Below are 24,916 nucleotides of genomic sequence, written 5' to 3'. Positions count from 1 at the left end.
GGGTGTGAAATGTCGGCTGACTTTGATGTCGCGGTCATCGGAGCGGGGGTCGCTGGCCTGGCGGTTGCGCGTGCGGCCGCCGAAGCTGGTCGCTCAGTGCTCGTTCTGGAGCGAAACTGGGGCATAGGTCAGGAAACCAGCTCGCGGAACAGTGAAGTCATCCACGCTGGCATCTACTATCCTCAGGACAGCTTTAAGGCGCGCTTCTGCGTGCGCGGCCGTCATCTGTTGTACGAATACCTGTCCGCTCGTCATCTGCCGCACCAGCGTTGCGGCAAGGTGATAATCGCGGTGGAGACCGCTGAAGTGGCCACCCTTGAGGCGCTCCAGGCGAAAGGGGAAGGAAACGGCGTCACGGATCTTAGGATGCTGGAAGGGGCGGAGGTTCACCGCATGGAACCGGCCGTTAAGGCCGCGGCGGGCTTGTTCTCTCCCTCCACGGGCATAGTGGATAGCCACGCCTTCATGTTGTCGCTTCAAGGGGACGTGGAAGCAAATGGCGGCGTCTTTGCCTTTGGAGCGGATGTCGAACGCGGCAGGGTTCTGCCCAACGGCGGGTTTGAGTTGTTTGTCGGCGGCGAACAGCCTGCCTCTGTGGTGGTTGATGAACTCGTCGTCGCGGCCGGCCTGCACGGCGACAGAGTCGTGCGCGGGCTTGAAGGTGTTCCTCCTGGCGCTGTTCGCACGCTGCAGTACGCCAAGGGCCATTATTTTCGTTTGCAGAAGCGATCACCGTTTAGCCACCTAATATACCCCGTGCCCGTTCCAGGGGGGCTAGGCACGCACGCCACAATTGATCTCGGTGGGCAAGCGCGTTTCGGTCCGGACGTGGAATGGGTCGAGAACATCGACTACTCGTTCAGCCCGGGGCGACAAAAGTCTTTTTATCGATCCATTAGTCGTTGGTATCCTGACATCACAGTCGAGGATCTTGCGCCGGATTACACGGGTATTAGGCCGAAACTGGTTGGCCCCGGCGCCGCGGACGCGGACTTCTCCGTCGAAACAGCGGAAGATCTCGGTGTTGAGGGGTTGGTATTGTTGCAGGGGATTGAGTCACCTGGTTTGACCTCTTCGCTCGCTATCGCTGAGTATGTGGCGGGTCGATCAGGGTGGTGATTTTCATCTTCTGGCCCCGTTTTACGCAATAGAAGTGTTTTTGAATTCGCCCAAGAGGCCAACGTTTGGTCAAAATTGGGTAGTCGGCCTCTTGTAGGCTGTTGCTGGGATACTGAGGATTGGACGATGAAGACTTGCCTGGTCACCGGTGGTGCGGGGTTCATAGGCTGCGCCATGTCAAAGGCGCTAGCTTCCAACTTCGAGCGAGTTATCGCCTTTGACAACCTGCACCCTCAGGTTCACGCCAATCGCGTCCGACCTGCGGCTCTGGATGAGCGCGTTGAACTGATCCAAGGCGACGTGTGCGATCCTGAGGCGTGGCGTGCGCTCCTCGATCAGAGAATCGAGATCGACACCGTGATCCATCTGGCGGCTGAAACGGGAACGGGACAATCTCTTACCGAGGCCAGCCGGCATGCCGAGGTCAATGTCGTCGGTACCGCCCGCATGCTCGATGCGTTCGCCAGCGCGGGCATTACGCCGCGACGGATCGTGTTGAGCTCTAGTCGCGCCGTATACGGCGAGGGAGCGTGGGCCGCTGGCGATGGAGAGGTTTTGTATCCAGGGCAGAGATCTGATGCTCAACTTTCAGCGGGTCAATGGGATTTTCTCGGCGCTCGCCCCCTGCCATCCGATGCCGCCACGACCATGCCCAGTCCGACGAGCGTTTATGGCGCGACGAAGTTGACGCAAGAGCAGATTTTGTCGTCTTGGGCCTACTCCTTTGGCGTTGAATTGGTGTTTCTGCGCCTTCAGAATGTCTATGGTCCTGGCCAGTCGCTGACCAATGCCTATACTGGAATCGTCCCTCTTTTCATTCGCTGGGCGAAGGAGGGAAAGAGTATTCCTCTATATGAGGACGGGGAGATTGGGCGTGATTTTGTCTACATTGCAGATGTGGCCGATGCGCTGGTGCGTGCTGCAACCTTGGCCCTTCCTCCACGGTTGGTCTACGATGTCGGAACCGGTCGGGTGACTACGATCCGCGATCTCGCGACTACCATCGCCCGCATTTACGGTGCCCCAGAGCCTCATGTCTCGGGGCAGTATCGTAACGGTGACGTTCGTAACGTAACCTGCGTGATCTCTAGCACTGAAGCGGCGCTCGATTGGTCGCCGCAGTGGTCCCTGGATGCCGGCTTGCGATCGCTGTGTGCCTGGGTCGATTCTCAGCTTCCTACCGAGTGACCTGACCAATGAAACGACTGGCGATTTCGTTCTTCTATGACGGTGAAGGCATTCTGGACGACTATATGGTCGTTCTATTGCGCTCGATGAGGGAGCACTGTGAGCGCATCATCTTTGTCGTGAACGGGCAGTTGACCAATGACTCACGCGCCAAGGTCACGCCTCTAGTTGATGAAATCCTGATTCGAGGCAACGAAGGCTTCGACGTCGGCGCTTACAAGGCCGGTTTGGATCACGTTGGGCTAGAAGAGTTGAAGACTTATGACGAGGTCATCCTCTTCAACCACACCTTCTACGGTCCCATCTTTCCATTCTCTGAAATGTTCGGAGTTATGGAGAAGAGTCGTTGCGATCTGTGGGGGATCACGGCGCACAAGGAGGTGGAGGAGAATCCCCTCGTCGGACAAGACTTTGTTCCCTTCCACCTGAACTCGCATTTCATTAGCTTTAGGAAGAGCGTCCTTAATTCTAAAGAATTTAAGGATTATTGGGATAATGTTCCGGTTATCCGTAGCTATGAAGACTCGATCAGGCTTCATGAATTGAAGGTGACTGGGTATTTTCAGGATCGAGGGTTTTCGGTTTCTTCGTACGTCAAGAGTGAGGACTATGGTGCTCCTTATGCGGCCTTTATGGAGATTGACCGCACGATTGAGGGGCGATCACCCATTCTCAAGCGACGCGCACTGTTTCACGACCCGACCTTCGTTGAAGAACAGGCAGTGGATGTGCCGCGCGCATTGGATCTTGTCGAGCAAAATTCAGACTATGATGTCGGCTTGATCTGGCAGAACATTACGCGGGCAACTACTGCGCGCACACTCTATACTAATGCATCCCTGCTTCGGGTCTTGCCCGACGTGAGGCTTAAGAAAACGCGCAAGAGCCCTAATGTCGGGCGTATCGCGGTGTTTGCTCATGCCCACTATGACGATTTGGTCCCGGAACTTTTGGACTATGCATCCAACATTCCTGGCAAATTTGATTTTATTTGCACGACAACGAGCGAAGCGCGAAAGGTGCGCATCGAGGCCGCCGTCGCTGGCCATCCTAAGATCGGCAAGGCTATTGTGCGTGTCGTGGAGGTGCTGTGTGGACGCGATATGGCTGCGTTGCTGGTTACTTGCGCTGACCTGCTCAATAGTGGCGAATATGATCTGATCTGCCGTCTGCATACGAAGAAATCGCCGCAAGTCGATCCGCAGAAAGGTGCGCGCTTCAAGCGGCATATGTTGCACAACACAGTCGGCAGCGAAGGGTTCGTCGCCAACCTGCTTGATCTATTTGAAAGTAATCCCCGGTTAGGCATCGTCGCGCCAGCGATGTATCATTTTGGATATCCGACGCCAGGTCATGCTTGGTTTGTCAATCGGCAGCGCGCGATCGAAACTGCGATGCGAATGGGTATCGCGCTTCGCCTGGATCAGTTTTCGCCGATTGCCGTCTACGGCGGCATGTTCTGGTTCCGTCCGGCGGCCATGAAGAAGATGTTCGAGGCTGGCTGGGCGTATGATGACTTCGAAAAGGAACCGCACCCGACAGACGGCGCCTTGGCGCATGCTCTTGAGCGTCTTTGGGTATACGTCGCGGCGGACGCAGGCTACGTTAGTTACTGCGTATTGGACTCGCAAAGCGCTTCGGTTAGCCACACGCTATTGGAATACAAGCTTGACCGGATTGCGGGCTATCTGCCGACCGGGGACTTGCGCCATCAAGTTAATCTTCTGGAGCGTGTTCAGCCTGCGTTGCAGAAGTATTATGTCGGTGAAGCTCGCCATACTGGCCGGGCTCTAGGCGCAGAACTGCATCAGACGATCGCAGATCTGCAGGCTGAACTTGAGCAGCAAAAAGCGATGGCCGCGCGCCAAGCCTCCCGAAACAGCGAAATGCTGAGGGGCCTGCAAGGGCGTGTGTCGTCGAGGTGGAGTGGTGACAAGAAGTCCCGCGGTGGAGCCGCGCGGGCTGACCTTCGCATCCTAGGTGACTATTTTGAGTCCTTGCGCAACATGGGCGCTATTTCAGCTAATGAAGCGCCGGATGAAAAAGCACTGGCTGAGTATGTTTCAGGGGGTTTCCTTGGAGGAACGGAATTAATTTGGTCATTCGATAGCTCATACTATCTGACTCGGAACTCGGACATTGCAGAGTCGGGTAAGAATCCTCTCGCTCATTTTGTGGAATACGGCTGGTCTGAACGTCGTGATCCTCATCCCTTGATTGATCTCGAGTACATCGGTCGGTGCAACCCGGAGGTGTTGGCGGGAAGTACGCCTATGGCGACCTATCTGCAGCGTGGAGAGGATCTGGAACGCCGCAGCCACCCCATTTTTGACGATGCTTTCTACCGAAGCCAGTTCGAGTCCGGGGTCACAGGGGATGCTTTGAAGGATTTCATAACGCGTGGTGCGCGGGACGCTCGCCCCCATCTCTTGTTTGATCCGGAGTTCTATCGCGCCCAGGCCTCTTGGCTGGAAGCAACGGCGTCCCCATTGATCCATTACATGTCATGTGGCTGGAGAATGGGAATCAGACCCCATCCTCATTTCGATCCAGCCTTCTATCTCACTGTCTATGGGGATGTGGCCAAGGCTGAGATTGAGCCTTTGAAACACTATCTGGAGTATGGCCACCGCGAGGATCGCAATCCCAATGAAGGCTTCGATTCCAGAGCGTATCGTCGCAACGTGGGATTGAGGTACGATGACCCCCTCTCTCCCCTTGAACATGCTATGCGCAACCAGAACTAGGCTTCAGTTTTTGCGCCACTAAAAGAGGGAAGCTCGCGTCGTGCGGGTTGTGCATGGCTATGTCTGTTTCAATGATCACCGGCGGCGCCGGATTCATCGGTTCCAATTTGGCGCGCGTTCTTCTCGAGCAGGGACGCAGGCTGCTGCTGATCGACGATCTTTCTCTGGGACTGCGCGATGCGCTGCCCCTTGCGCAGAATGACGGACGTTTGCTGTTTCGCCAGCTTGACTGCGCCGACGCTGATGCCCTTGGTCGGGCAGTCGCGGATGCCGGAGTGGTCGTGGACGAGGTGTGGCATCTTGCCGCCAACTCGGACATTCCGGCGGGCGTTAATGACCCGGCCGTGGATCTGCAGCGGACTTTTCTGACAACCTACGGCGTACTGAAGTTCATGCGTCGCTTTGGTGTTCCAACCCTGCGGTTCGCTTCCAGTTCTGCCATCTACGGCGACCATGCAGGGGGGAAGTTGACCGAGACCACCGGCCCATGGGAGCCCGTATCCAACTATGGGGCGATGAAGCTGGCTTCCGAAGCGCAGATACGCGCAGCAGTCGAAGCCTGGCTTCCGCGAGCCGATATCTTCCGGTTTCCCAATGTGGTGGGCGTGCCGGCCACTCATGGGGTTATCTTGGATTTAGTGCGCAAGTTGGGCCAGACGCCTAACGTGCTGGATGTCCTGGGCGACGGGACGCAGTGCAAGCCATATCTCTATGTTGATGACCTCATCGCGGCGATGCTGCACATCGCCGCTCAAACCGGCCGTTATCAGGTGTTCAACATTGGACCCACGGATCCGGGAGCAACGGTGCGCCAGATCGCGGAGGCCGTACGTGACCACGTCGCGCCGGCGGCTGAAATCCGCTACGGGGCGGGCAGCAAGGGGTGGGTCGGGGATGTCGGCCACGTCTGCTACGACACAGACCGTCTCGCCTCGACCGGTTGGTCCGCTTCCCGGACGTCGCTTGAAGCTGTGCGGCAGGCGGTGGTTGATATCGCCGCTCAGGAGGCGCGGCGTTGAAGCAGGCGGTCATCTTGGCGGGCGGGAAGGGGACGCGACTGGCCAGTCGCTTGAACGGGCGTCCCAAACCTTTGGTCGAGATCGACGGCGAACCTTTGCTTGGTCGACAGTTGTTTGCGCTCGCCGGTCAGGGCATTGAAAATGTTCTGTTGCTGGTCAACCACCGAGCATCGGATATCGCTGACTATGTCGAAAAAGGGAATTTTCCGCTGCGGGTGACCCTTCGCGACGATGGCGATACTCCGCTCGGTACAGCTGGAGCGCTTTTCGCAGCGATCGACGATCTGGATGACGAGTTCTTGGTCGTATACGGTGATACGCTCTTCGATATCGACGTGCAGGCGATGCTGGAGCACCATCGGGCCAACCGAGCCGATTTGACGCTGCTGGTTCACCCGAACGATCATCCTGCCGACTCGGACCTCATCGAACTGGATAACGAGGACCGTATAGTCGCAATGCATGGCTACCCCCACGCCGACGGCGCCGATTACGACAACCTTGTTAACGCCGCCTTCTACATCTGCCGTCGTGAGGGGCTGGGACAGCTGATCGACTCCACCGAACCGCAGGATTTGGCCAAACATCACTTCCCGTCCTTGCTGGCGACAGACGCGCGTCTCTTTGGCTACCGCAGCTTCGAATACATCAAGGACATCGGGACGCCGTCGCGCCTAGCTCGCGCGGAAGGCCACTTGAGAAGTGGCATGGTGGGGCGGGCCCGACGTCACGTGCCGCAACCTGCTGTCTTTCTGGATCGCGACGGCACCATCAATGAGTTGGTTGGCTATGTCAGGAAACCCGATCATCTGCTTCTGATCGCTGGAGCGGGCGCTGCGGTCGCTAGACTCAACGCACACGAGTTTCGAGTCGTCGTGACGACAAACCAGCCCGTGATAGCCCGGGGGGAGTGCGATATGGCGGGTATGGCGCAGATCCATCGGCGTCTGCAAACTCTTCTCGGCCACGAGGGTGCCTTTGTGGACCTGATCCAATTCTGCCCGCATCATCCGGATGCGGGTTTCGTGGGCGAGGTGCCAGAGCTCAAGGGGCCTTGTGATTGCCGCAAGCCTGGAATTGCTCTGATCAAACAGGCAATCGACACTCTTAACATCGACCGGACAAAATCCTGGTTTGTTGGTGATAGTACGTCTGACATGGAGGCTGCGCGGCGTGCCGGGCTGAGGTCGATCCTGGTTCGGACCGGAGAAGGAGGGAGGGACGGCAAGTACCCCTGCCACTCCGACTATGTGGTTGCTGACCTCGCTGAGGCGGTTTCGCTGATCATTGGCAAGAAGCTGGAGGCGGACGTCGCCTTTAGTGGGGACGCAGCGTCGTGATTATTAGTCGAACTCCTCTCAGAATGAGTTTTGTGGGAGGGGGGAGCGATCTACCGGCCTTCTACCGTCGCCACGGCGGAGCCGTGCTGAGCTGCGCTATTGATAAGTATGTTTACATAAGCGCGAACCCGAAATTCGATGGCGGCATTCGCCTAGCCTATTCCCAGACCGAGGAAGTCTCGAGCCTGGCTGAGATTCAGCACCGCCTCTTCCGCCACACTCTTGAGATGTTACAGGTGCAGGGCGGCGTAGAGGTGACCACGACAGCTGACATCCCATCGCGGGGGACCGGTCTGGGATCCTCAAGCGCTTTTACCGTCGGGCTTCTCAATGTCATGAAGGCCTATCTTGGCGAGTGCGCTACGGTCGAGCATTTGGCGGCCAAGGCTTGCGAGGTCGAGATCGAGCGGTGCGGGGAGCCGATCGGCAAGCAAGATCAATACGCGTCCGCTTTCGGGGGCATGAACGTCATCGAATTTCAGACCGACGAAACTGTCCAAGTGCAACCAGTGCAGATCAGTCCGGCCGATCTGGCTCGCCTGCAGGCCGAACTTCTAATGTTTTATACGGGTACGACACGTAGCGCTTCCCAACTACTCGTCGCCCAGAATCAAGCCTTGGCCAATGATCTCGCCGTAGAAAGGCGCCTACTGAGAATGGTCGACTTGGTCTATCGCATGCGGACTGATCTGGAAGCCGGGCGGATAGAGGATTTTGGCGCCACCCTGCATGAGAACTGGCTGCTCAAGCGCGAACTGGCGAGCGGGATCAGCAGCAGCCAGATCGATGCTTGGTATGCGGCGGCTCTGTCGGCGGGGGCAACCGGGGGAAGCTTCTCGGCGCTGGAGCCGGAGGTTTTCTTCTTGTGCATGCGCCACTTGACCGCCATGTGCATGTAAAGCAGGCCGTCGGCCTCAAGCATGTGCCTTTCCAGTTCGATCGACTGGGCACACGCATTATCTATTCCGATCCGCGCGCTGACCGATGAGCATCGAGTATTTCCCTACCCGCACCTTCGATAGCGCCAATGCGTACGGCGCAGCTTATTTTGCTGAGTTGCACAAGGCGCAGGCGAGCGTTGCGCCCGGCGCCATCGATGCCGCTGCCGGATTGCTTCTGGATGTCATGGAGAAGGGGGGGGCGATCCTGGCTTGCGGCAACGGTGGTTCGGCGGCGATCTCCAACCACTTGTTGTGTGACTATCTGAAGGGTATTCGCACCGGAACGATGATCGGTGCTCGTGTCACATCGTTGTCTTCGTCACCGGAACTGATTACAGCCATCGCCAACGATATCTCGTTCGATGACATCTTTGCCTACCAGGTGGCTGCGCTCGGGCGCACGGGTGACGTGTTGTTTGCCACCAGTTCCTCGGGGCAATCGACAAACATTGTCCGCGCCATCAAGGTGGCCCGGGAGCATGGGCTGAAGGTCATCGCTATGACCGGTTTCAGCGGCGGTGCCGCTTCGCAGACGGCCGACGTATCGCTGCACGTGACTTCCGGCAACTATGGGATTGTCGAGGATGTACACCAGAGCCTGATGCACATCCTCGCCCAGTATCTAAGGCAAGCCCACTTCGTTGATCAGGCGAAGCTAGAAGACACCCGCTTCTAAGAGTGTTGTTCAGGCCTGTGCGAGGACGCGCCGCAAGTAGGCGGCGTACTCGCCCTTGCCCATGCGATCAGCGAGTTCTTCAAGCTTGCCACTATCAATAAAGCCCTTCTGGAAGGCGACTTCTTCCGGGCAGGCGATCTTGAAGCCCTGCCGCTTTTCCAGAACGCGAACGAATTCTCCGGCTTCCAGCAGACTGTCCGGCGTTCCTGTGTCCAGCCAAGCGTAACCGCGCCCCATGATCTCGACAGACAGTTTGCCATGTTCGAGGTAGACACGATTCACATCGGTGATTTCCAACTCGCCACGCGCCGAGGGCTTCAAGTTCTTGGCGATATCAACGACATCGTTGTCATAGAAGTAAAGACCCGTGACCGCCCAGTTCGACTTCGGCACGGTAGGCTTTTCTTCGATCGATAGGGCGCGCATATCGCTGTCGAACTCGACTACGCCGTAACGTTCGGGATCGTTGACGTGATAGGCAAAGACTGAAGCCCCATCGGGACGGCGAAGGGCGCTTGTGAAAAGCTCGGTAATCCCATGACCATAGTAGATGTTGTCGCCTAAAATCAGTGCGGAAGGTTTGTTCCCGACAAAGTCGGCACCGATGATGTAGGCTTGAGCCAAGCCGTCCGGGCTCGCTTGCACCGCGTACTGAATGTCGATGCCCCATTGGGAGCCGTCGCCGAGCAGAGTTTGAAAATTGGGTGTGTCGCGCGGCGTGGAAATGACCAGTACTTCCCGCACGCCGGCGAGCATCAGGGTCGACAGGGGGTAGTAGATCATTGGCTTGTCGTAGATCGGCATGAGCTGTTTCGACGTCACCAAGGTCATGGGGTGCAGGCGGGTGCCCGACCCACCGGCTAGGATGATGCCTTTCATGACGTAGCTCCGTTTGCGTGTAACTCTGCGACGATTTCAGCGACCGCGTCTTGCCACGGACGAGCGACGATCTGGTAGTCGCGTGCTAGCTTATCTGTCGATAGGCGAGAGTTGGCCGGGCGGCGCGCCGGCGTGGGATAGTCGGCCGTTGCTATGGGCTGAACATCTGCGGTTGGGCCGCCGGTCTTTGCGCTCAGAGAAAGGATCTCTCGTGCCAGATCAGCCCAACTGGCCTCGCCCGCGTTGACAAAGTGATAGACGCCGGTGGGCGCATCGGAGTCGGCGATCAGGCGTAGCGTAATTGTTTTCAATGCACTGGCGATGTCCCGTGCCGCAGTTGGGCAGCCCAGTTGATCACTGACCACGTGCAATATGGGCCGATCTTTGGCTAGGCGCAGCATAGTTTTCAAGAAATTGGCGCGGTGCACGCTAAGCACCCAAGCCGTACGGAGCACAACGGAGCGCGGATTTCCGGCACGAACGGCGAGTTCGCCTGCTAGCTTGGAGGCGCCGTAGACGCCTTGGGGCGCCACCGCAGTCGTTTCGCTGTAGAAGCCGTCGCTCTGGCCGTCGAAGACATAGTCGGTTGAGACCTGTACCAGGGGCACATTCGCTTGACGCGTCACTTCCGCCAGGACGGCGGGGGCTGCGGCGTTCGCTGCATAGGCGGCGGCGATATCGGTTTCCGCCTTGTCCACGGCCGTATAGGCGCCCGAGTTTATGACGGCGGCAAACGGTATGCGAGCGAAAGCGGTCCGGACCGAGGCGATATCTTCAAGATCCAGCTCGGCCCGCGTTGGCGTATGCAGCACGACGTGATCGGGCCAGTCGGCGGCGGCCAGTTCAAGGCCGACCTGGCCTGAGCCTCCGGTGACGAGAACGTGCACCGGCTCAGCCATTTGCGACGCCCAGCCGCTGGGTTGAGTACCGCGCGTCGAGAATATCTTGCCACCAATCTGGGTGCTCTAGGTACCAGCGCACGGTTCGCTGCATTCCTTCTTCAAAGGTCACAGAAGGCATCCAGCCCAATTCGTCCCGGATCTTGGATGCATCAATAGCGTAGCGGTGATCATGACCGGGGCGGTCGGCCACATAGGTGATCTGGTCCAAGTAGGATTTTCCGTCGGCGCGAGGTCGCGCCTCATCCAGGATGGCGCAGATGACGCGCACCACATCAATGTTCTTTTGTTCAGCGTTGCCACCGACATTGTATGTCTCGCCCGGAGTGCCGCGCTCAAACACGGCCTGAAGAGCCCGCGCATGATCGTCCACGAATAGCCAGTCTCGGACGTTGCTGCCGTCCCCGTAGACTGGCAGGGATTCGTTATTCAATGCCCTGATTATGATGAGAGGGATCAGCTTTTCAGGAAAATGATAGGGGCCGTAGTTGTTGGAGCAGTTGGTCACCAAGATAGGCAGGCCGTAAGTGTGTCCCCATGCGCGTACTAGATGGTCGGATCCGGCCTTCGATGCTGAATACGGCGAACGAGGATCATAGGCGGTCGTTTCAGTGAAGAAACCCTCATCACCCAGAGAGCCGAATACTTCATCGGTCGAGATATGATGGAAGCGGAAGGCCGCTTTTTCCGTATCTGGAAGATCACGCCAGTAGTTAAGCGATTGATTCAGCATGACGAAGGTGCCGACCAGATTCGTATGCACGAAGGCGCCAGGACCGTCGATTGAACGATCAACGTGGCTCTCTGCGGCGAGGTGGGCGACAATCTGTGGTTGGAATTCACGTAGAGCCTTGGCGACGGCATTCGTATCGCAAATGTCGGCGTGGACGAAGGAATAGCGGTCGGAGGATGCGACAGGGTCGAGCGAAGTGAGCACTCCCGCATAAGTCAGCTTGTCGAAGACCAGCACTTCGTGCGTTGTTTGTTCGATAAGACGCCGGACTAAGGCTGAGCCAATGAAACCGGCTCCGCCGGTGACAAGGATTCGCATGGGGGGCTCCGTTAGAGAGGCTGGAGAGGCTGGAGAGGCTGGAGCGGTTCGCCGTTGAAATCGAACGGGCTATCAAATTCCAACAGGGTTGGCAGTTGGTTGTCCTTGTCGGAAAGGACAGGGCCTGACGCGGGGAGTTGCCAGTCAATACCGATAGTCGGATCACTCCACAGCACGCCGCCGTCACAATCCGGCGCATAAACATCGGACACCTTGTAGGCGATTTCGACATCAGGCTCGAGCGTGACGAAGCCGTGGGCGAACCCGACTGGTACGAACAACTGCTCGCCGCCTTCGGCCGTCAGTTTTGCCGAAACCCATTGGCCATAGGTGGGCGAGCCGCGGCGTAAATCAACGGCGTAATCCATGATTGATCCACGGATGCAACGCACTAGCTTGGCTTGAGCGTGCGGGGGCGTCTGGAAATGGAGCCCCCGTATCGTGCCCGCTTGGGCGGAAAACGACTGGTTGTCTTGCACGAACCGCACATCGAAACCGGCAGCAGCCGCTCGACCTTCGGAATAGGTTTCCGAAAACCAGCCACGGGTGTCGCCGAAACGCGGTGCACGAAGGAGAATAGGCAGAGAGTTGTGCATACTGGATTGATCGTGTCTCGGTTCGTATGGAGGTACGTGCTTAGCAGGCTAGGCTTGGCGCTACGAGAATGGAAAGCAAGTAAAGCGCAATTGCAGTGAAAAACCTTCTTGCACGAAAGAACCGTTGGTTAACGCAACGTCGAGAAGCTGCTCGAGAGCGTTTCGGAGCGGCTGCGGGCGATGAGGCGAGGCGCTTCAACCGGCTGGACGAAGCAATCGAGCATTATCAGGCTCACTTGAAGCGACGACCGCGCGATTTTGGGATTCGACTGAGGTTGGTGGGAGTGCTGCGGGAGGTTGGGCGCTTGGCTGAAGCAGCGGCGCTGCTGGAGAAGCTCATCGCTCGCCGACCGCATGAGCTGAATCTTCAGGCTATCCGCGCGGAAATTTTTGATGAGGCAGGGGATCAAGAAGCTGCGGAGCGCATCTACGCCGCCATCCTGCACAAGGATCCATCAAACCATACCGCGGCTCGGGCAACTGCTCAGATACGCCAGGCCTTGAGCGCTTCTACGGCGGCGCTCCCTCCGCCACCTCCTGACAGCGCTCTTGGTCAAGGATCGATCGAGGGCAGTGGCGATCCATTAGTGATTACCACGCCGGGGACGGTATTGCGCGACGAAGCAACTGGATGGTTCGCTTGGGCCATCCGGCAGGGAGCGACGGCAGCTTACGCAGATCATGAGGGGCCCAACCGGGAAATCCGGCTGCAAGCGGCGCCGCACCCGCTCGACCTGGCGACAAATCCGTTCCCTCCTTCAGCGGCTGCCTTCGCACCGGATTTTCTTCGCGAGGGTGAAGGGGTGAGGACGGGGCTGATGCGCGCCCTGGCGCAGGGGGAGACAGTTGTTCACTTGCCGTTGATCCTGTCACGCCAGGGCGACGAACGTGAACTGCCGACGTCGATGCCAGCGGCAATGCCGACGAAAAAGCCTGTCCGTCTATTAGTGGTCATTCCGACGCGGGATTCCACCAGCGAATTGGCGGTGATGGTGAACAGCCTTGGAGCTTGGGCCGCGCGACCTGAATTGCTGGATATCGTTGTCGTGGACAACGGTAGCCAGACGCCGCTGAGGCAGGACGCGCTGCGCGGCGAGCACAAGCTGGCGATTGATGTGCTCCGGGTCGATGAGCCGTTCAACTGGTCGCGGTTAAACAATCTGGCCTGCGTCGGTCGTGATCAGCCCATCGTCGTTTTCGCCAACAATGACATGGAGATGTTGAGCCTGCATTGGGACGATCGGCTCCGGGGTCTGTTGGACGACGAGCGGGTGGGGGTGGTCGGCGCGCGGCTCTTGTACTCGAACGGCTTGCTGCAGCATGGCGGGATCGTGATGGGGGGGCGACATGGAGAGCCGCTTCACGATGGTTGGCGTGTGTGCGCCCAGGATGTGGGGCCAATGCATCGATGGGTGAGATCTCGCCCGGCGACGGCGGTCACGGGTGGTTTCCTAGCGACAAAACGCTCACTTTTCGATGACGTCAGAGGGTTTGACGAGGTGAATCTACCCGTCTCGTGCAGTGATGTAGACTATTGTTTGAAGGCGGGCGCACTAGGTCAGACGGTCCTGTATGCGGCGGAGATTGAATTATTCCATCATGAGTCACTGACTCGCGGGCACGCTCATACCAGCGAGGAGAAGAAGCTTGCTGTCAAGGAAATGCACACCTTGCTCGACCGTTGGGGGAAGCGTGCGGCCTATGACCCGATGCGCAATCCTCAATGGGAGACACGAGGCGTGAGGTTGTACGCGGGGCGTCGTGCGCTGACTGCAGAGGAGGTCGTGGAGTGGGCGCTGACAACGCAGTACTGCGCTAGCGACCACCCGGTTAGGGAGTGACGCCGACCTTGGCGTAGAGTTCTCGGAGGCGAACTTGATAGGCTTCCGCGCTGAATTTTGCGGCCTGAATGCGTCCTTGTTCAGAGGCCCATGCGCGCCAGTCGCCGTCAGCGTCGATCTGTTGGACACCTCGCGCGATCGCCGAGGTGTCGTAAGGATCAACTTGGAGAGCCGCTTCGCCCGCCACTTCGGGTAGGGAGCCTTGATCGGAGATCAGGACGCTTGTGCCTAGGCTCATGGCTTCGAGAAGCGGCAGGCCGAAGCCTTCGTAAAGCGACGGAAATAGGACGCCGCGAGCTCCGCGAATTAGGCTGATAAGCAGCGTGTAGCTTGCGTAGTCGAGCAGTCTGATGCGGCTGTTCGCGCCGTGAATCATCTGCTCTTGCCTTAGTAGGATAGTTTCGGGGTCCGATAACCACCCTGGACCGCCTACAACAACCAAAGGTCGCCTGACCCCCGACGCTAAATAGGCCTCAACCAGGCGTCCCAGGTTCTTCTTCGGTTCAATGGCGCCGAAATGCAGGAAGTAGCTGTCCCACTCAAGCCCGAAGGCGGCCTCCAATTCCATTTCCACCTCGACCTGGGGGCGATTTACAAGGATGGGAGGGAGGTCGACGGCCTGATAGGTGTTCGTGACGCGCTCTTCCGGCACCCCCAACATGCGGATCACATCGTAGCGCGTCGCTTCTGAGACCACGGCAATATGGTCGGCCCGTTTGGCGACTTCGCGGCATATGTCGAGAAACAGGGCTTTGTTGGTTAGGGTCGTGTGTGGAAGGCGGAGAGGGATAAGGTCATGGATCGTGTAGATATTTGGGACGTTGCGCGCATGTAGAGGCAGCAGGGTCGTCCAGTGCATGACCGCTGGGACATGCGCTGCTGCGGTGTCGAAGGTGACGGGTGTACCTTGTTTATAGTGTTTGAATGCCCGGTGAGCGCGCTGGAATAGGTCGGTCGCCGTCCAGCAGGCGTCGATGGCCGGCTCCCCTGCTTTTCCTCCCGGCCAGATGACGTCTGGCGATAAAGGGCTGAGATGCGCCTTACGACCCACGGGGCTGAGGCGCGTGTGCATCGTGCGTGCCACACGGTCCTTTATCCGCATGGACGAGCCTTGGGGAGGCGGATTCAGGACAGCGACGGTTTCAAATCCTCTGAGCGCAGTCGTCGAGAGGCTGGGCCCGAACAGAGCGCTGGTCCGGTAGCCGATCGAACGGGCGGTGGTCAGCAGATTCCGGCTATAGGTGGCGATGCCCGTACCCTGGGGGCGGACCAGATTGAAGCCGTCGATGCAGATGGCGCTCGTCATGATCAAGCTTTCGGGTAAAGGACGTGGCGAGGGCCGCGACGGCGCGTAGAAGGTCAGGCCGACCGCGTGGGCCAGCCGCCCGCGCGGCTGAGCGCGCTGGGGTTGGCCTTGCCGATCTGGGCGCCGATCCAGCGGGCCGTAGCGATCAGGGCGTCCAGGTCGTAGCCGGTCGAATAGCCCGCACGCTCCAGCATATAGACCAGATCCTCGGTGGCGATGTTGCCGGTCGCGCCGGGCGCGAAGGGGCAGCCGCCGATGCCGCCGACCGAGGCGTCCAGCACGTCGACGCCGGCTTCCACGCCCGCATAGGCGTTGGCGAGGCCCGTGTTGCGGGTGTCGTGGAAATGCAGGCGCAGCGTCGCGTTCGGCGCGGCCTGGCGGGCGGCCTCGACCTTCTTCGTCACGCTCCAGGGATCGCCGACGCCGATGGTGTCGGCCAGGGCGATCTCCTCGACGCCCAGGGCGGCGATGCGGGCGACCAGGTCGCTGACCTGCTGCACCGAGACCTCGCCGTCGAAGGGGCAGCCCCAGACGCAGGACAGGGTGGCCGACAGCCTGGGCGTCGCGCCGGGCGCGCCTTCTGCGTTGGCGCGACCCGTCACGATCTCGGACAGCATCTGCACCTGCTGATCGACGCTGAGGCCCTGGTTCTTCAGGCCGAAGCCGTCGGTGGCGGACATGGCGACGTTGACCTCGTCGACGGCCGTGCCCAGGGCGCGGTCGTAGCCCTTGCCGTTCAGGACGAGGCCGATGCGGCTGCGCCCTTCAGTGCGGGGCAGGGCGGCCATGACCTCTTCGGCCCCCGCCATCTGAGGCACGTATTTGGGGTGGACGAAGCTGACGGCTTCGATGCGCCTGGCCCCGGCCGCTTCAAGGCGTTGCACGAAGTCGGCGCGCACGGCCGGCTCCAGCACCGTCTTCTCGTTCTGAAGGCCGTCGCGCGGGCCGACCTCGACGATCTGGATGAAGCGGTTCATCGGCGGGTGCTCACTTGGTTCGGGCTTCTCTGGCTCAGGCTTCTCTGGCCCGATCCGGCGGGCGCATAGACGGTCAGGCGCACGTCGTCGCCCGAGGAATAGTTGTGGCCGCTGACTACGCCGACGGCGCGTCCTGCGGCGCCCAGATCGGCCAGGGCGCGGCGGAAGGCCTCGTCGTCGCGGGCCTCGACGATGGCGGGGCGGCCCTCGGCCAGGGCGCGCGCGGCGCCGGCGCCGTCGGTCAACTGGGTGTCCTTGCCGGTCAGGAAGACGAAGCTGGGCTCATGGAAGGTGGTGATGGCCACTGGCCCCGGATAGCGGCCCTGGGCGGGGTTCAGCTCGGCCGAGTCCAACGTCTGCACCAGGCGCGGCGCGATCGACAGCGGGCGCAGCTGGCGGATGGTTCCGGCCAGGCCCGCGTGCGCCAGAATGCCGAAGACGACGGCGATCAGCACCCCGGTGATCGCCGCGCGGTTGACCAGCAGGAAGCCGCCCACGGCGGCCGCCATGACGGCGAAGACGATGGTGACCGTGGCCCAGGTCTGGGCGGTCGAACGGCCGAACTCGGTCAGGCCGTAGACGGTGATCAGGCAGATGGCCACGGCGGCGAACAGGCCTAGCAAGGCGCCGGTCACGCGCGAGACCTTGCCGATCGGCTGGGTCAGGGCGGCGGCGGCCAGCAGGGCGATCGCCCCGAAGGTCGGCAGGGTGTAGTGCCACAGCTTGGTCGGGGCCAGCTCGAACATCAGCCAGGCCGGGACTAGCCCGCAGACGGCGAAACGGATCGCGGGCTCGGCCCGGCGATGCCAGCCGGTCGACAGGGCGGCGGGCAGCATCAGGGTGACGGGGAACAGCAGCAGCGGCGACAGCAGCACATACATGCCGGGGAAGCCGCCGTGGCTTTCGTGCGCGCCCGCGATCTTGGGCGCCAGGTCGCCGCCGATGGCCTCGCGCCAGAAGCCGCCGTCGGTGGCGATGGTGATGGCGATGGCCCACGGCCCGACCAGCAGGGCCACCAGCGGCAGGCCCCAGCCCCAGCCCAGCTGGCCCAGCCACCGGATGTTCCGATCCCAGATCGACAGGGCGATGACGGACAGGGCGACGACCAGCAGGCCGATCGGTCCCTTGATCAGGATGGATAGGCCGATCCCCGCCCAGAACAGCAGCTTGTGCAGCCGGTTCGCCTTTTCGCCCGCCCGCGTGGACATGTAGATGCGCGCCAGCGCCGCCATTGACAGGGTGGTCAGGCCCGCCAGCATGGCGTCGGTCTTGGCGATGCCCGCCTCGGTCGACAGCAGGAAGGTCGCGCCCAGCATGGCGCCCGCCAGGAAGCCCGCCCTCTGGCCGAACAGGGCCGCGCCCGCCCAGGCCACGGCCCAGGCCGCCAGCATGGCCCCCATCAGCGACGGCAGGCGATAGGGCTGGATGCTGCGGTCCTCGACGTCCGAGGTCGCGGCCACGGTCGCCGCCTGCATCCAGTAGATGCCGATGGGCTTCTTCCAGCGCGGATCGTCCTGGAAGCGGATGTCGACGTAATCGCCGCCTTCCAGCATCTGGGCCGTCGCCTGGGCGAAACGGCTCTCGTCCCGATCCAGCGGCGGCAACAGCATCAGGCTGGGCAGGCCCGCGATCAGGGCCAGCAGGGCCGCAAGAACAGGGCCGCGCCAGCCGGCGATGTAATGATCGAGGTTCGGGCGGTTCATGCCGCTGTCGTATCACGCCGGGTGCGGCCCCCGGAAGCTTCAGCTTCTTCACCGGCTGTGGACGCGCCGTTTCGCCGAGGCGCGGCGTGCGCTAAAGAGCGTCGATGATCGACCGCTCCGCTTCTTCGCCCGACATTTCCGTCGTCGTGCCCGTGCATGATGAATCCGGCGCCGCCGTGCCCTTGGCGCGCGAAATCGCCGAGGCCTTCGCCGGGCGGTCCTATGAGATGATCTTCGTCAACGACGCCAGCCGGGACACGACCCTGGCCGAGCTGCAGGCGGCGATGGCCGAACTGCCCGCCCTGCGGGTGCTGTCGCACGGAACCAATGCGGGGCAGAGCCGGGCGGTGCGCACCGGCGTCCTGGCCGCGCGGGCGCCGATCGTGGTGACGCTGGACGGCGACGGCCAGAACCCGCCCGCCGATGCGCCGCGTCTGGCCGACGCCCTGCTGGCCGCGCCGCCCAGCGTCGCCCTGGTCGGCGGGGTGCGCGCCAAGCGTCAGGACACCAACGCCAAGCGCCAGGCCTCCCTGTGGGCCAACCGCATCCGCAAGAAGCTGCTGGGCGACGACGCCGACGACACGGGCTGCGGACTGAAGGCGTTCCGTCGCGACGTTTTCCTGCGGCTGCCCTACTTCGATCACATCCACCGCTACCTGCCCGCCCTGATGATCCGCGAGGGGTATGAGAACCGCTACCTCGACGTCGATCACCGCCACCGCGAGACGGGCCGGTCGAAATACACCAACTGGGGGCGGCTGCGGGCGTCCTTCTCGGACCTGCTGGGCGTGATGTGGCTGAAGTCCCGCTCGCGCCGTCCGGGGGACGTCAGCGAGTTCTGAGGTTCATTCACCCTCCTTTCCCCACCGCCGTCATCCTCGGGCTTGACCCGAGGATCCAGTTGTCCGCCTGCACGACGGTCGGGGATGAGGGCGCTGCTGCGCTATCCTCGGGTCAAGCTCGAGGATGACGGCAGAAGAGCAGGGGCCCCGGCACGCCTAGCTGAACGCCAGAAAGATCACCGCCACCACGGTGACGTCGAGCAGGCGAGCGGCGAGGCTGAAAACGGCGGGCATGGCGCGATCCGAAGGCGGTGGAGCCTTGGCCTACGCAAGTCGGGCGCCAGTCGGCGTCAGATCTCGGTCTTGCGCGATCGTCCCGGCGACGGGCGTCGGTCGTGCCGCCCCGAATATTCCCGGCCCAGATAGGTGGTGCGCGCGGCGTCCAGCACCGGAACGCCGCCCTTCAGCCCGCGCTTCTGCCCCGACTGACCCAGCACCTGGGCGGCGAAGGCGGCGGGCGGCGGGGGCGGGGTGACGGCAGGCTTTGCCGGGGAGGCGGCAGGATCGGCCGCCTCTTGCGACGCCTCGGCTTCGGTCGGGACCAGGGCGCGCGCGCGCCGCCGCTCGCGATGGCGGCGGTCGCCTTCGCGGCGGTCGCCCACGACAGGGTCGTTCAGCGGCCCCGACGCGCCGATGGGACGGATTTCATCCGTCACCTCGGCCTCAGCCCTTGGACTGGGCGAGGCGGTCGATCTGAGCCCGCATCTCGTCCATCTGGCGGCGCATCTCGTCCAGCGCCGCGCCTTCCTTGGCCGGTTCAGCCTTGGGTTCGGCGGCGGGCGCTTCGGCCGCTTCGCCTTCCGGGCGGGCATGGGCGAAGCCGGGGAACATCCGCATGGCGCGCTCGAACATGGCCATGTTCTGGCGCACGGCCTCTTCCATCAGATTGCCGCCGGGCGCGGCGGCGAAGGCGCGCGTGAACTGGCCGCGCAGCTGCTCCTGCTGGCGCGTGAACGTATCCAGCGACATCTCCAGATAGGACGGCAGAACCCCCTGCATGGAGTTGCCGTAAAAGCCGATCAGCTGACGCAGGAACTGCACCGGCAGCAGGGCCTCGCCCCGGCTTTCTTCCTCGAAGATGATCTGGGTCAGGATCTGGCGCGTCAGATCGTCGTTGGTCTTGGCGTCATAGACGACGAATTCCACGCCCTCGCGCACCATGCGGGCCAGATCGTCCAGCGTTACATAGGCGCTGGTGGCGGTGTTGTAGAGCCGCCGATTCGCATACTTCTTGATGACGACCATGCCGTCACGGGTTTTTCCGCCCTCGGATTTCTTGTCGGTCACGCTTGTTCTCGCGATGTTGCAACGCCCAAGCATCCCGCATTGCGCGCGCGAAGGCGAGTCCCGTCTTTACTGCGGCGTTTCAGGCCTGGACCAGCACCACGCCGATCAGCACGGCGGCCCAGTGCACGCCCGCGCCGGTGACGACGAAGCCGTGCCAGATGGCGCGGCGGAACTTCACCTTCTGGCTGATGAAGACGAAGACCCCGGCCGTATAGATCAGCCCGCCTGCGACCAGCAGGCCCAGCGCCAGCGGGTGCACCGTCTCGATCATCGGCTTCAGCGCAAACACCGCCACCCAGCCGAACAGGACGTAGATCACGCTCCAGAAGGCGTCGGACAGGCGCGGCGCCAGCATCTTCACCCCCGCGCCCACGATGGCCATGGTCCACACCGCCAGGGTGAAGCCCACGGACCAGGCCCCCTCGAACCGCACGGCGGTGAAGGGGGTGTAGCTGCCCGCGATCATCAGGAAGATGGCCGCCTCGTCCAGCCGACGCAGCACGGGCCGCGCCGCGCACGGATGGGTCAGGTTGTAGACGGTCGAGGCCGCCAGCATGGCCACCAGGCACAGGGCGTAGATGGCGGTCGAAACCGCCGCGCCGACGCCCGCATAGACGCTGGCCAGCACCGCCAGCACCACCCCGCCCGCCGCCGCCAGCGCCAGACCCACGACATGCACCCACAGATCGGCCAGCCGCTCGGCCCGCGTCTGATAGTGTTCGATCATGTCCAGATCGTCGGGGGTGCAGATCCGGCGGGCGATAGCTTTCAGCAAGATCACGTCTCCTTCCCCTTCTGAAAGCACGGCGTGGGGCATCGTTCCCGGCGGATGCTGCGGCGCGGCGATGACGTTTTGCTGATTGCTGCATCGCAACAGGTGACGGGCGTCTGCGAATGCGGCACAACCTCGCGCAAAGAATTTCTCCAGGGAGTGAATAAAATGACCGACGTCGTCATCGTCTCCGCCGCCCGCACGCCGGTCGGCTCCTTCCTCGGCGCCCTGTCGACCCTTCCGGCCTCCAAGCTGGGCGAGGTCGCCATCAAGGCGGCGCTGGAACGCGCGGGCGTCGCGCCCGCCGATGTGGACGAGGTGATCCTGGGCCAGGTGCTGCAGGCGGGCGCGGGCCAGGGTCCGGCGCGTCAGGCCGCCATCGGCGCGGGCCTGGCCAATGAAACCCCGGCCTGGAGCCTGAACCAGCTGTGCGGCTCGGGCCTGCGCGCCGTGGCCCTGGCCTATCAGCAGATCGTGCAGGGCGACGCCAAGATCGTCGTCGCCGGCGGTCAGGAGAGCATGAGCCAGTCGCCGCACACGGCCCAGCTGCGCAACGGCCAGAAGATGGGCGAACTGGCCTTCAAGGACAGCATGCTTCAGGACGGCCTGATCGACGCCTTCCACGGCTATCACATGGGCCAGACGGCCGAGAACATCGCGAACAAATGGTCGATCGACCGCGCGTCTCAGGACGCCTTCGCCGTCGCCTCGCAGAACAAGGCCGAGGCCGCCCAGAAGGCCGGTAAGTTCGCCGACGAAATCGTCCCGGTCGTCATCTCGACCCGAAAGGGCGACGTGGTCGTGGATCAGGACGAATACATCCGCCACGGCGCCACCCTCGAGGCGATGGAGAAGCTGAAGCCCGCCTTCGTCAAGGACGGCACGGTGACGGCGGCCAACGCCTCGGGCATCAACGACGGCGCCGCCGCCCTGGTGTTGATGAGCGCCGATGAGGCCAAGGCGCGCGGGCTTGAGCCGCTGGCCCGCATCGCCTCGTGGGCCACGGCGGGCGTCGACCCGGCCATCATGGGCACGGGCCCGATCCCGGCTTCGAAGAAGGCGCTGGAGAAGGCGGGCTGGACCGTCGCCGATCTGGACCTGATCGAATCCAACGAAGCCTTTGCGGCCCAGTCGCTGTGCGTGGTCAAGGAGCTGGGTCTCGACCCGGCCAAGGTCAACGTCAACGGCGGCGCCATCGCCATCGGCCACCCGGTCGGCGCCTCGGGCGCGCGCGTCCTGACGACGCTGCTGCACGAGATGAAGCGTTCGGGCGCCAAGAAGGGTCTGGCCACCCTGTGCATCGGCGGCGGCATGGGCGTGGCCCTGTGCGTCGAGCGCTAAGCGCTCCAAGGGCCAAGCTGAAACAACAAAGGCCGGCGATCGATCGCCGGCCTTTTTTCCTCCGCCCCAAAATCCGCTCATCCCGGCGGACGCCGGGATCCAGTGCTTTGGCTTCAGGCTCTTCGTTCAAGGCTTGGCGGCTTCAAGAACACTAAAGATGGGCACATGTCGCTCTCACTGGATCCCAGCGGACGCCGGGACGAGCGGGAGGTGAGTGTTCAAAACCCCCGCCGCCAGCTGCCCAGCAGGGCGTAGCCGGTCGGGGCGCCCGCGCGGTGCTGCTCCTCGCGGCTCGCCACGGCCTCAAGCTGCAGCCAGGAGCCGCCGGGCAGGGCGTGCAGGCTGCGCACGCTGAAGTCGATTTGCCGCCCCGACGGCGCGGCCGAGAAGCGCCGCTCCGAGAAGGTCACCGGGTCGAAATAGTCCAGCGGCGCGTCGGCCAGATAGGCGCTGAACGTCCCATCCTCGATCCGCAGCGGCTGGGAAATCTCCCACGTCAGACTGCGGCAGCCCAGGGCCTTGGCGAAGGACCACGTCGGACAGGTCGACTGCAACGACGCCCGCCACGTCGAGCTGATCGCGGGGGCCGACAGCTGCAGGAACCGCCCCTCCAGTTCGGTGCGGCCGAACCCCGCCTCGCCCGACAGGGTGAGGCCGCGTCCCAGGTCGACGTGCGCCCCGACCGCCGCAAAGCGGGTGCGCGACGGCAGGGCGAAGTCCGACTGCGTCGGCAGATAGGCCCCCAGCGGTCCCATCCGCTCATCCAGCGCGCCCAGACTGAACGAAAGGCCGCCGTTCTCGGCGCGCCAGTCCATCCCGGCGCGGGCGTAGGTCGAGGCGTCGCGCTCGACCGGACGCAGGGGGGCGCGCCGGTCGCCGGACCCGCTCTCGGCGCTGAAGGTCAGGGCGCCGAACGACATCGCGCCGCGCAGGGCGTGGTCGGCCTGGCTCAGGGCCACGAAGCCGTCGCCGGAACCGCTGCGGAACGGCGAGCGCGCCCCGCCCTGACCCTGCCAGGCCGAGAAGGACAGCCGCCCGGCCTGAACGTCGAACAGGGCCTCGCTGCGCGCCTCATCGCCCAGCCACGGCGCGTCGAAGGGGGTGTAGCGGGCGACCACTGGCTCGGGCATGGCCACCGGCGTGGCCGCGGCCAGCGACAGCCGCGCTCCGCCCGGCGCATCCAGCGTCACCTGAGACTGCTGCATCGGCGTCGGGTTGCTGGGTTGGTAGCTGCGGCGCGGCGCGGGCCCGTAGGCGGCGCCCAGGTTCACGCGGAACAGCCGCTCGTATTCGTCGTGAGCGATGGTCGCCAGGGCGCCGGTGCGGCCCAGGGCGTCGCCGAACGGTCCGCCGACATAGGCGCCCGGCTCTACGGCGATGTTCATCGGCTGGCCGTTCGCCATCGGAGACGAGGTCGTCCCCACCGGCTGGAAGGCGCGGGCGATGTCCAGCGCGCCGCGCCCGAAGGTGATGTCCGTCCCTGTGTCGCCCAGGTCCGCCCCGGTCCGAAGCAGGATGTCCACCGCGTCGCGCCCGGTAAGATTGGGAAAGGCTTCCAGCAACAGGGCCATGGCGCCCGCCACGGCGGGAGAGGCGAAGGAGGTGCCGTTGACCCGCCAGCAGCTGTCGCCTTCGCAGCCGACGATGACGTCGACCCCCGGCGCGGTCAGATAGGCGCCCTGAGACACGCCGGCCTTGTTCGAGAAGCTGCCCAGCTGGCGTGCGCGGTCATGAGCGCCCACGACGATGATCGACCCGGCGAAGCGGGGATCGCTGGCGTAGCGGCCGGGCCATTCGGGATTGGCGCCGGCTTCGTTCCCGGCGGCGATGGCAAGGATGACGCCGGCGTTGACGGCGCGTTGCAGGGCGGCCTCGAACTGGACGCCCAGCGGCGTCTCGCCGCCGAGGGACAGGTTGATGATCTTAGCCCCGTTCTGCACGGCGTAGTCCAGGGACCGCACTAGGTCGGACGACCGGAAGCAGATCTTGTCTTCGGGATCCGTGCATTCGCTGACGTCGGCGCGGATCGACATGATGGTCGAGTTGAAGGCCACGCCGACGGTGCCGTAGTTGTTGAACGGCGCGGCGATGATGCTGGAGACATTGGTTCCGTGGTCGTCCGTGCCCTGCGGCTGGTTGCGGCCCGGAACCACGTCGGTGGACAGGGGCGAGATGTTCGCGCCGAGATCCTGGTGGTTCAGCTTGATGCCGCTGTCGACCACGGCGACGGTCACGCCGCGCCCGGTGGCGCCGCGCTGCCAGGCGCGGAAGGCGCCCGTGTCTCCCACGCCCCAGTTGCGCAGGTATTCGGACGACGTCGCTTCGGGGATCGCCGGAGGGGGCGGCGGCGGCGGTGGTGGTGGAGGAGGGGGCGGCGGCGGTGGCGGAGGAG

General features: G+C 62.6%; 21 protein-coding genes. 10 read left to right on the top strand and 11 right to left on the bottom strand.

What is annotated here, in order from left to right; all coding sequences use genetic code 11:
• Window positions 1-9: 9 nt before the first annotated feature.
• From ABC419_RS16030 to ABC419_RS16000, 7 genes are all read left to right on the top strand, one after another.
• Window positions 10-1,119, top strand: a complete 1,110-nt coding sequence (locus tag ABC419_RS16030; protein ID WP_412876802.1) for an NAD(P)/FAD-dependent oxidoreductase — start codon at window positions 10-12, stop codon at window positions 1,117-1,119.
• Window positions 1,120-1,245: 126 nt separating this feature from the next.
• A complete protein-coding gene (locus tag ABC419_RS16025; protein WP_412876803.1) occupies window positions 1,246-2,307 on the top strand; it encodes an NAD-dependent epimerase/dehydratase family protein in 1,062 nt (353 codons plus the stop codon).
• 8 nt (window positions 2,308-2,315) lie between these two features.
• Entirely contained in the window at window positions 2,316-5,054 is a 2,739-nt protein-coding gene (locus ABC419_RS16020) for a rhamnan synthesis F family protein (protein WP_412876804.1), read from the top strand.
• Window positions 5,055-5,107: 53 nt separating this feature from the next.
• The gene (locus ABC419_RS16015; RefSeq protein ID WP_412876805.1) at window positions 5,108-6,073 is read left to right on the top strand and encodes an NAD-dependent epimerase/dehydratase family protein; all 966 of its coding nucleotides are present in this window, start codon (window positions 5,108-5,110) and stop codon (window positions 6,071-6,073) included.
• Entirely contained in the window at window positions 6,070-7,413 is a 1,344-nt protein-coding gene (locus ABC419_RS16010; protein ID WP_412876806.1) for an HAD-IIIA family hydrolase, read from the top strand. Before ABC419_RS16015 ends, ABC419_RS16010 begins: the two co-directional genes overlap by 4 nt.
• Window positions 7,414-7,496: 83 nt before the next feature.
• On the top strand, window positions 7,497-8,312 hold the full coding sequence (locus ABC419_RS16005) for a GHMP family kinase ATP-binding protein (protein ID WP_412878268.1): 816 nt from the start codon (window positions 7,497-7,499) through the stop codon (window positions 8,310-8,312).
• Between the two features lie 85 nt (window positions 8,313-8,397).
• Window positions 8,398-9,030, top strand: a complete 633-nt coding sequence (locus ABC419_RS16000; protein WP_412876808.1) for a D-sedoheptulose-7-phosphate isomerase — start codon at window positions 8,398-8,400, stop codon at window positions 9,028-9,030.
• Between the two features lie 9 nt (window positions 9,031-9,039).
• Here the strand turns inward: ABC419_RS16000 and rfbA are convergent, their stop codons facing one another.
• The 4 genes from rfbA to rfbC are packed head-to-tail and all read right to left on the bottom strand — an operon-like array spanning window position 9,040 to window position 12,455.
• Window positions 9,040-9,909 carry a glucose-1-phosphate thymidylyltransferase RfbA gene (rfbA, locus tag ABC419_RS15995; protein WP_412876809.1) on the bottom strand — a complete coding sequence of 290 codons (870 nt, stop codon included), beginning with the start codon at window positions 9,907-9,909 and terminating at the stop codon, window positions 9,040-9,042.
• The gene (gene rfbD / locus ABC419_RS15990; RefSeq protein WP_412876810.1) at window positions 9,906-10,808 is read right to left on the bottom strand and encodes a dTDP-4-dehydrorhamnose reductase; all 903 of its coding nucleotides are present in this window, start codon (window positions 10,806-10,808) and stop codon (window positions 9,906-9,908) included. Before rfbD ends, rfbA begins: the two co-directional genes overlap by 4 nt.
• Window positions 10,801-11,859 (bottom strand): dTDP-glucose 4,6-dehydratase, encoded by a 1,059-nt coding sequence (gene rfbB, locus ABC419_RS15985; RefSeq protein ID WP_412876811.1) that lies wholly within the window; start codon window positions 11,857-11,859, stop codon window positions 10,801-10,803. Before rfbB ends, rfbD begins: the two co-directional genes overlap by 8 nt.
• A gap of 11 nt (window positions 11,860-11,870) precedes the next feature.
• Window positions 11,871-12,455: a dTDP-4-dehydrorhamnose 3,5-epimerase gene (gene rfbC, locus ABC419_RS15980; protein WP_412876812.1), complete on the bottom strand. Its 585-nt coding sequence runs from the start codon at window positions 12,453-12,455 to the stop codon at window positions 11,871-11,873.
• Between the two features lie 95 nt (window positions 12,456-12,550).
• Between rfbC and ABC419_RS15975 the strand changes: the two genes are divergently transcribed.
• Window positions 12,551-14,296 carry a tetratricopeptide repeat protein gene (locus ABC419_RS15975; protein ID WP_412876813.1) on the top strand — a complete coding sequence of 582 codons (1,746 nt, stop codon included), beginning with the start codon at window positions 12,551-12,553 and terminating at the stop codon, window positions 14,294-14,296.
• Here the strand turns inward: ABC419_RS15975 and ABC419_RS15970 are convergent.
• Genes ABC419_RS15970 through ABC419_RS15960 form a run of 3 tightly spaced genes read right to left on the bottom strand, consistent with a single transcriptional unit; the run spans window position 14,286 to window position 18,282 of the window.
• Window positions 14,286-15,602 (bottom strand): glycosyltransferase family 4 protein, encoded by a 1,317-nt coding sequence (locus ABC419_RS15970; RefSeq protein ID WP_412876814.1) that lies wholly within the window; start codon window positions 15,600-15,602, stop codon window positions 14,286-14,288. The two genes, ABC419_RS15975 and ABC419_RS15970, sit on opposite strands and share 11 nt — an antisense overlap.
• Before the next feature lie 53 nt (window positions 15,603-15,655).
• Window positions 15,656-16,579 carry a hydroxymethylglutaryl-CoA lyase gene (locus ABC419_RS15965; RefSeq protein WP_412876815.1) on the bottom strand — a complete coding sequence of 308 codons (924 nt, stop codon included), beginning with the start codon at window positions 16,577-16,579 and terminating at the stop codon, window positions 15,656-15,658.
• Window positions 16,576-18,282, bottom strand: a complete 1,707-nt coding sequence (locus ABC419_RS15960) for a phospholipid carrier-dependent glycosyltransferase (RefSeq protein ID WP_412876816.1) — start codon at window positions 18,280-18,282, stop codon at window positions 16,576-16,578. The genes ABC419_RS15965 and ABC419_RS15960 overlap by 4 nt, the downstream gene beginning before the upstream one ends.
• Before the next feature lie 104 nt (window positions 18,283-18,386).
• Here ABC419_RS15960 and ABC419_RS15955 point away from each other — a divergent pair, with 104 nt between their 5' ends.
• A complete protein-coding gene (locus ABC419_RS15955; RefSeq protein ID WP_087141108.1) occupies window positions 18,387-19,124 on the top strand; it encodes a glycosyltransferase family 2 protein in 738 nt (245 codons plus the stop codon).
• 290 nt (window positions 19,125-19,414) lie between these two features.
• On the opposite strand, the gene ABC419_RS15950 is transcribed toward ABC419_RS15955, so the two are convergent.
• From ABC419_RS15950 to trhA, 3 genes are all read right to left on the bottom strand, one after another.
• Complete coding sequence (locus tag ABC419_RS15950; RefSeq protein ID WP_412876817.1) at window positions 19,415-19,780, bottom strand: hypothetical protein; 366 nt, start codon at window positions 19,778-19,780, stop codon at window positions 19,415-19,417.
• Between the two features lie 7 nt (window positions 19,781-19,787).
• Window positions 19,788-20,369 carry a polyhydroxyalkanoate synthesis repressor PhaR gene (phaR, locus tag ABC419_RS15945; RefSeq protein WP_200168587.1) on the bottom strand — a complete coding sequence of 194 codons (582 nt, stop codon included), beginning with the start codon at window positions 20,367-20,369 and terminating at the stop codon, window positions 19,788-19,790.
• Between the two features lie 121 nt (window positions 20,370-20,490).
• Window positions 20,491-21,192: a PAQR family membrane homeostasis protein TrhA gene (gene trhA / locus ABC419_RS15940; protein WP_412878267.1), complete on the bottom strand. Its 702-nt coding sequence runs from the start codon at window positions 21,190-21,192 to the stop codon at window positions 20,491-20,493.
• 159 nt (window positions 21,193-21,351) lie between these two features.
• Between trhA and ABC419_RS15935 the strand changes: the two genes are divergently transcribed.
• Window positions 21,352-22,524: an acetyl-CoA C-acetyltransferase gene (locus ABC419_RS15935; RefSeq protein ID WP_200168553.1), complete on the top strand. Its 1,173-nt coding sequence runs from the start codon at window positions 21,352-21,354 to the stop codon at window positions 22,522-22,524.
• Window positions 22,525-22,742: 218 nt separating this feature from the next.
• Here ABC419_RS15935 and ABC419_RS15930 read toward each other — a convergent pair whose 3' ends face one another.
• Window positions 22,743-24,812, bottom strand: a complete 2,070-nt coding sequence (locus tag ABC419_RS15930; RefSeq protein WP_412876819.1) for a S8 family peptidase — start codon at window positions 24,810-24,812, stop codon at window positions 22,743-22,745.
• Between the last annotated feature and the right edge of the window lie 104 nt (window positions 24,813-24,916).

It is taken from the genome of Brevundimonas phoenicis, from assembly GCF_047237745.1.
In the GTDB taxonomy this organism is placed as follows: domain Bacteria; phylum Pseudomonadota; class Alphaproteobacteria; order Caulobacterales; family Caulobacteraceae; genus Brevundimonas.
The sequence above is the reverse complement of the archived record's forward strand: the minus strand, read 5'-3'. Positions and strand labels throughout refer to the sequence as shown.

Excerpts from the sequence above, each read along its gene's own strand:
- ABC419_RS16030 (WP_412876802.1), top strand. The coding sequence starts at position 10 with ATGTCGGCTGACTTTGATGTCGCGGTCATCGGAGCGGGGGTCGCTGGC.
- ABC419_RS16025 (WP_412876803.1), top strand. The coding sequence starts at position 1,246 with ATGAAGACTTGCCTGGTCACCGGTGGTGCGGGGTTCATAGGCTGCGCC.
- ABC419_RS16020 (WP_412876804.1), top strand. The coding sequence starts at position 2,316 with ATGAAACGACTGGCGATTTCGTTCTTCTATGACGGTGAAGGCATTCTG.
- ABC419_RS16015 (WP_412876805.1), top strand. The coding sequence starts at position 5,108 with ATGGCTATGTCTGTTTCAATGATCACCGGCGGCGCCGGATTCATCGGT.
- ABC419_RS16000 (WP_412876808.1), top strand. The coding sequence starts at position 8,398 with ATGAGCATCGAGTATTTCCCTACCCGCACCTTCGATAGCGCCAATGCG.
- rfbA (WP_412876809.1), bottom strand. The coding sequence starts at position 9,909 with ATGAAAGGCATCATCCTAGCCGGTGGGTCGGGCACCCGCCTGCACCCC.
- rfbD (WP_412876810.1), bottom strand. The coding sequence starts at position 10,808 with ATGGCTGAGCCGGTGCACGTTCTCGTCACCGGAGGCTCAGGCCAGGTC.
- rfbB (WP_412876811.1), bottom strand. The coding sequence starts at position 11,859 with ATGCGAATCCTTGTCACCGGCGGAGCCGGTTTCATTGGCTCAGCCTTA.
- rfbC (WP_412876812.1), bottom strand. The coding sequence starts at position 12,455 with ATGCACAACTCTCTGCCTATTCTCCTTCGTGCACCGCGTTTCGGCGAC.
- ABC419_RS15970 (WP_412876814.1), bottom strand. The coding sequence starts at position 15,602 with ATGACGAGCGCCATCTGCATCGACGGCTTCAATCTGGTCCGCCCCCAG.
- ABC419_RS15965 (WP_412876815.1), bottom strand. The coding sequence starts at position 16,579 with ATGAACCGCTTCATCCAGATCGTCGAGGTCGGCCCGCGCGACGGCCTT.
- ABC419_RS15960 (WP_412876816.1), bottom strand. The coding sequence starts at position 18,282 with ATGAACCGCCCGAACCTCGATCATTACATCGCCGGCTGGCGCGGCCCT.
- ABC419_RS15955 (WP_087141108.1), top strand. The coding sequence starts at position 18,387 with ATGATCGACCGCTCCGCTTCTTCGCCCGACATTTCCGTCGTCGTGCCC.
- phaR (WP_200168587.1), bottom strand. The coding sequence starts at position 20,369 with ATGGTCGTCATCAAGAAGTATGCGAATCGGCGGCTCTACAACACCGCC.
- ABC419_RS15935 (WP_200168553.1), top strand. The coding sequence starts at position 21,352 with ATGACCGACGTCGTCATCGTCTCCGCCGCCCGCACGCCGGTCGGCTCC.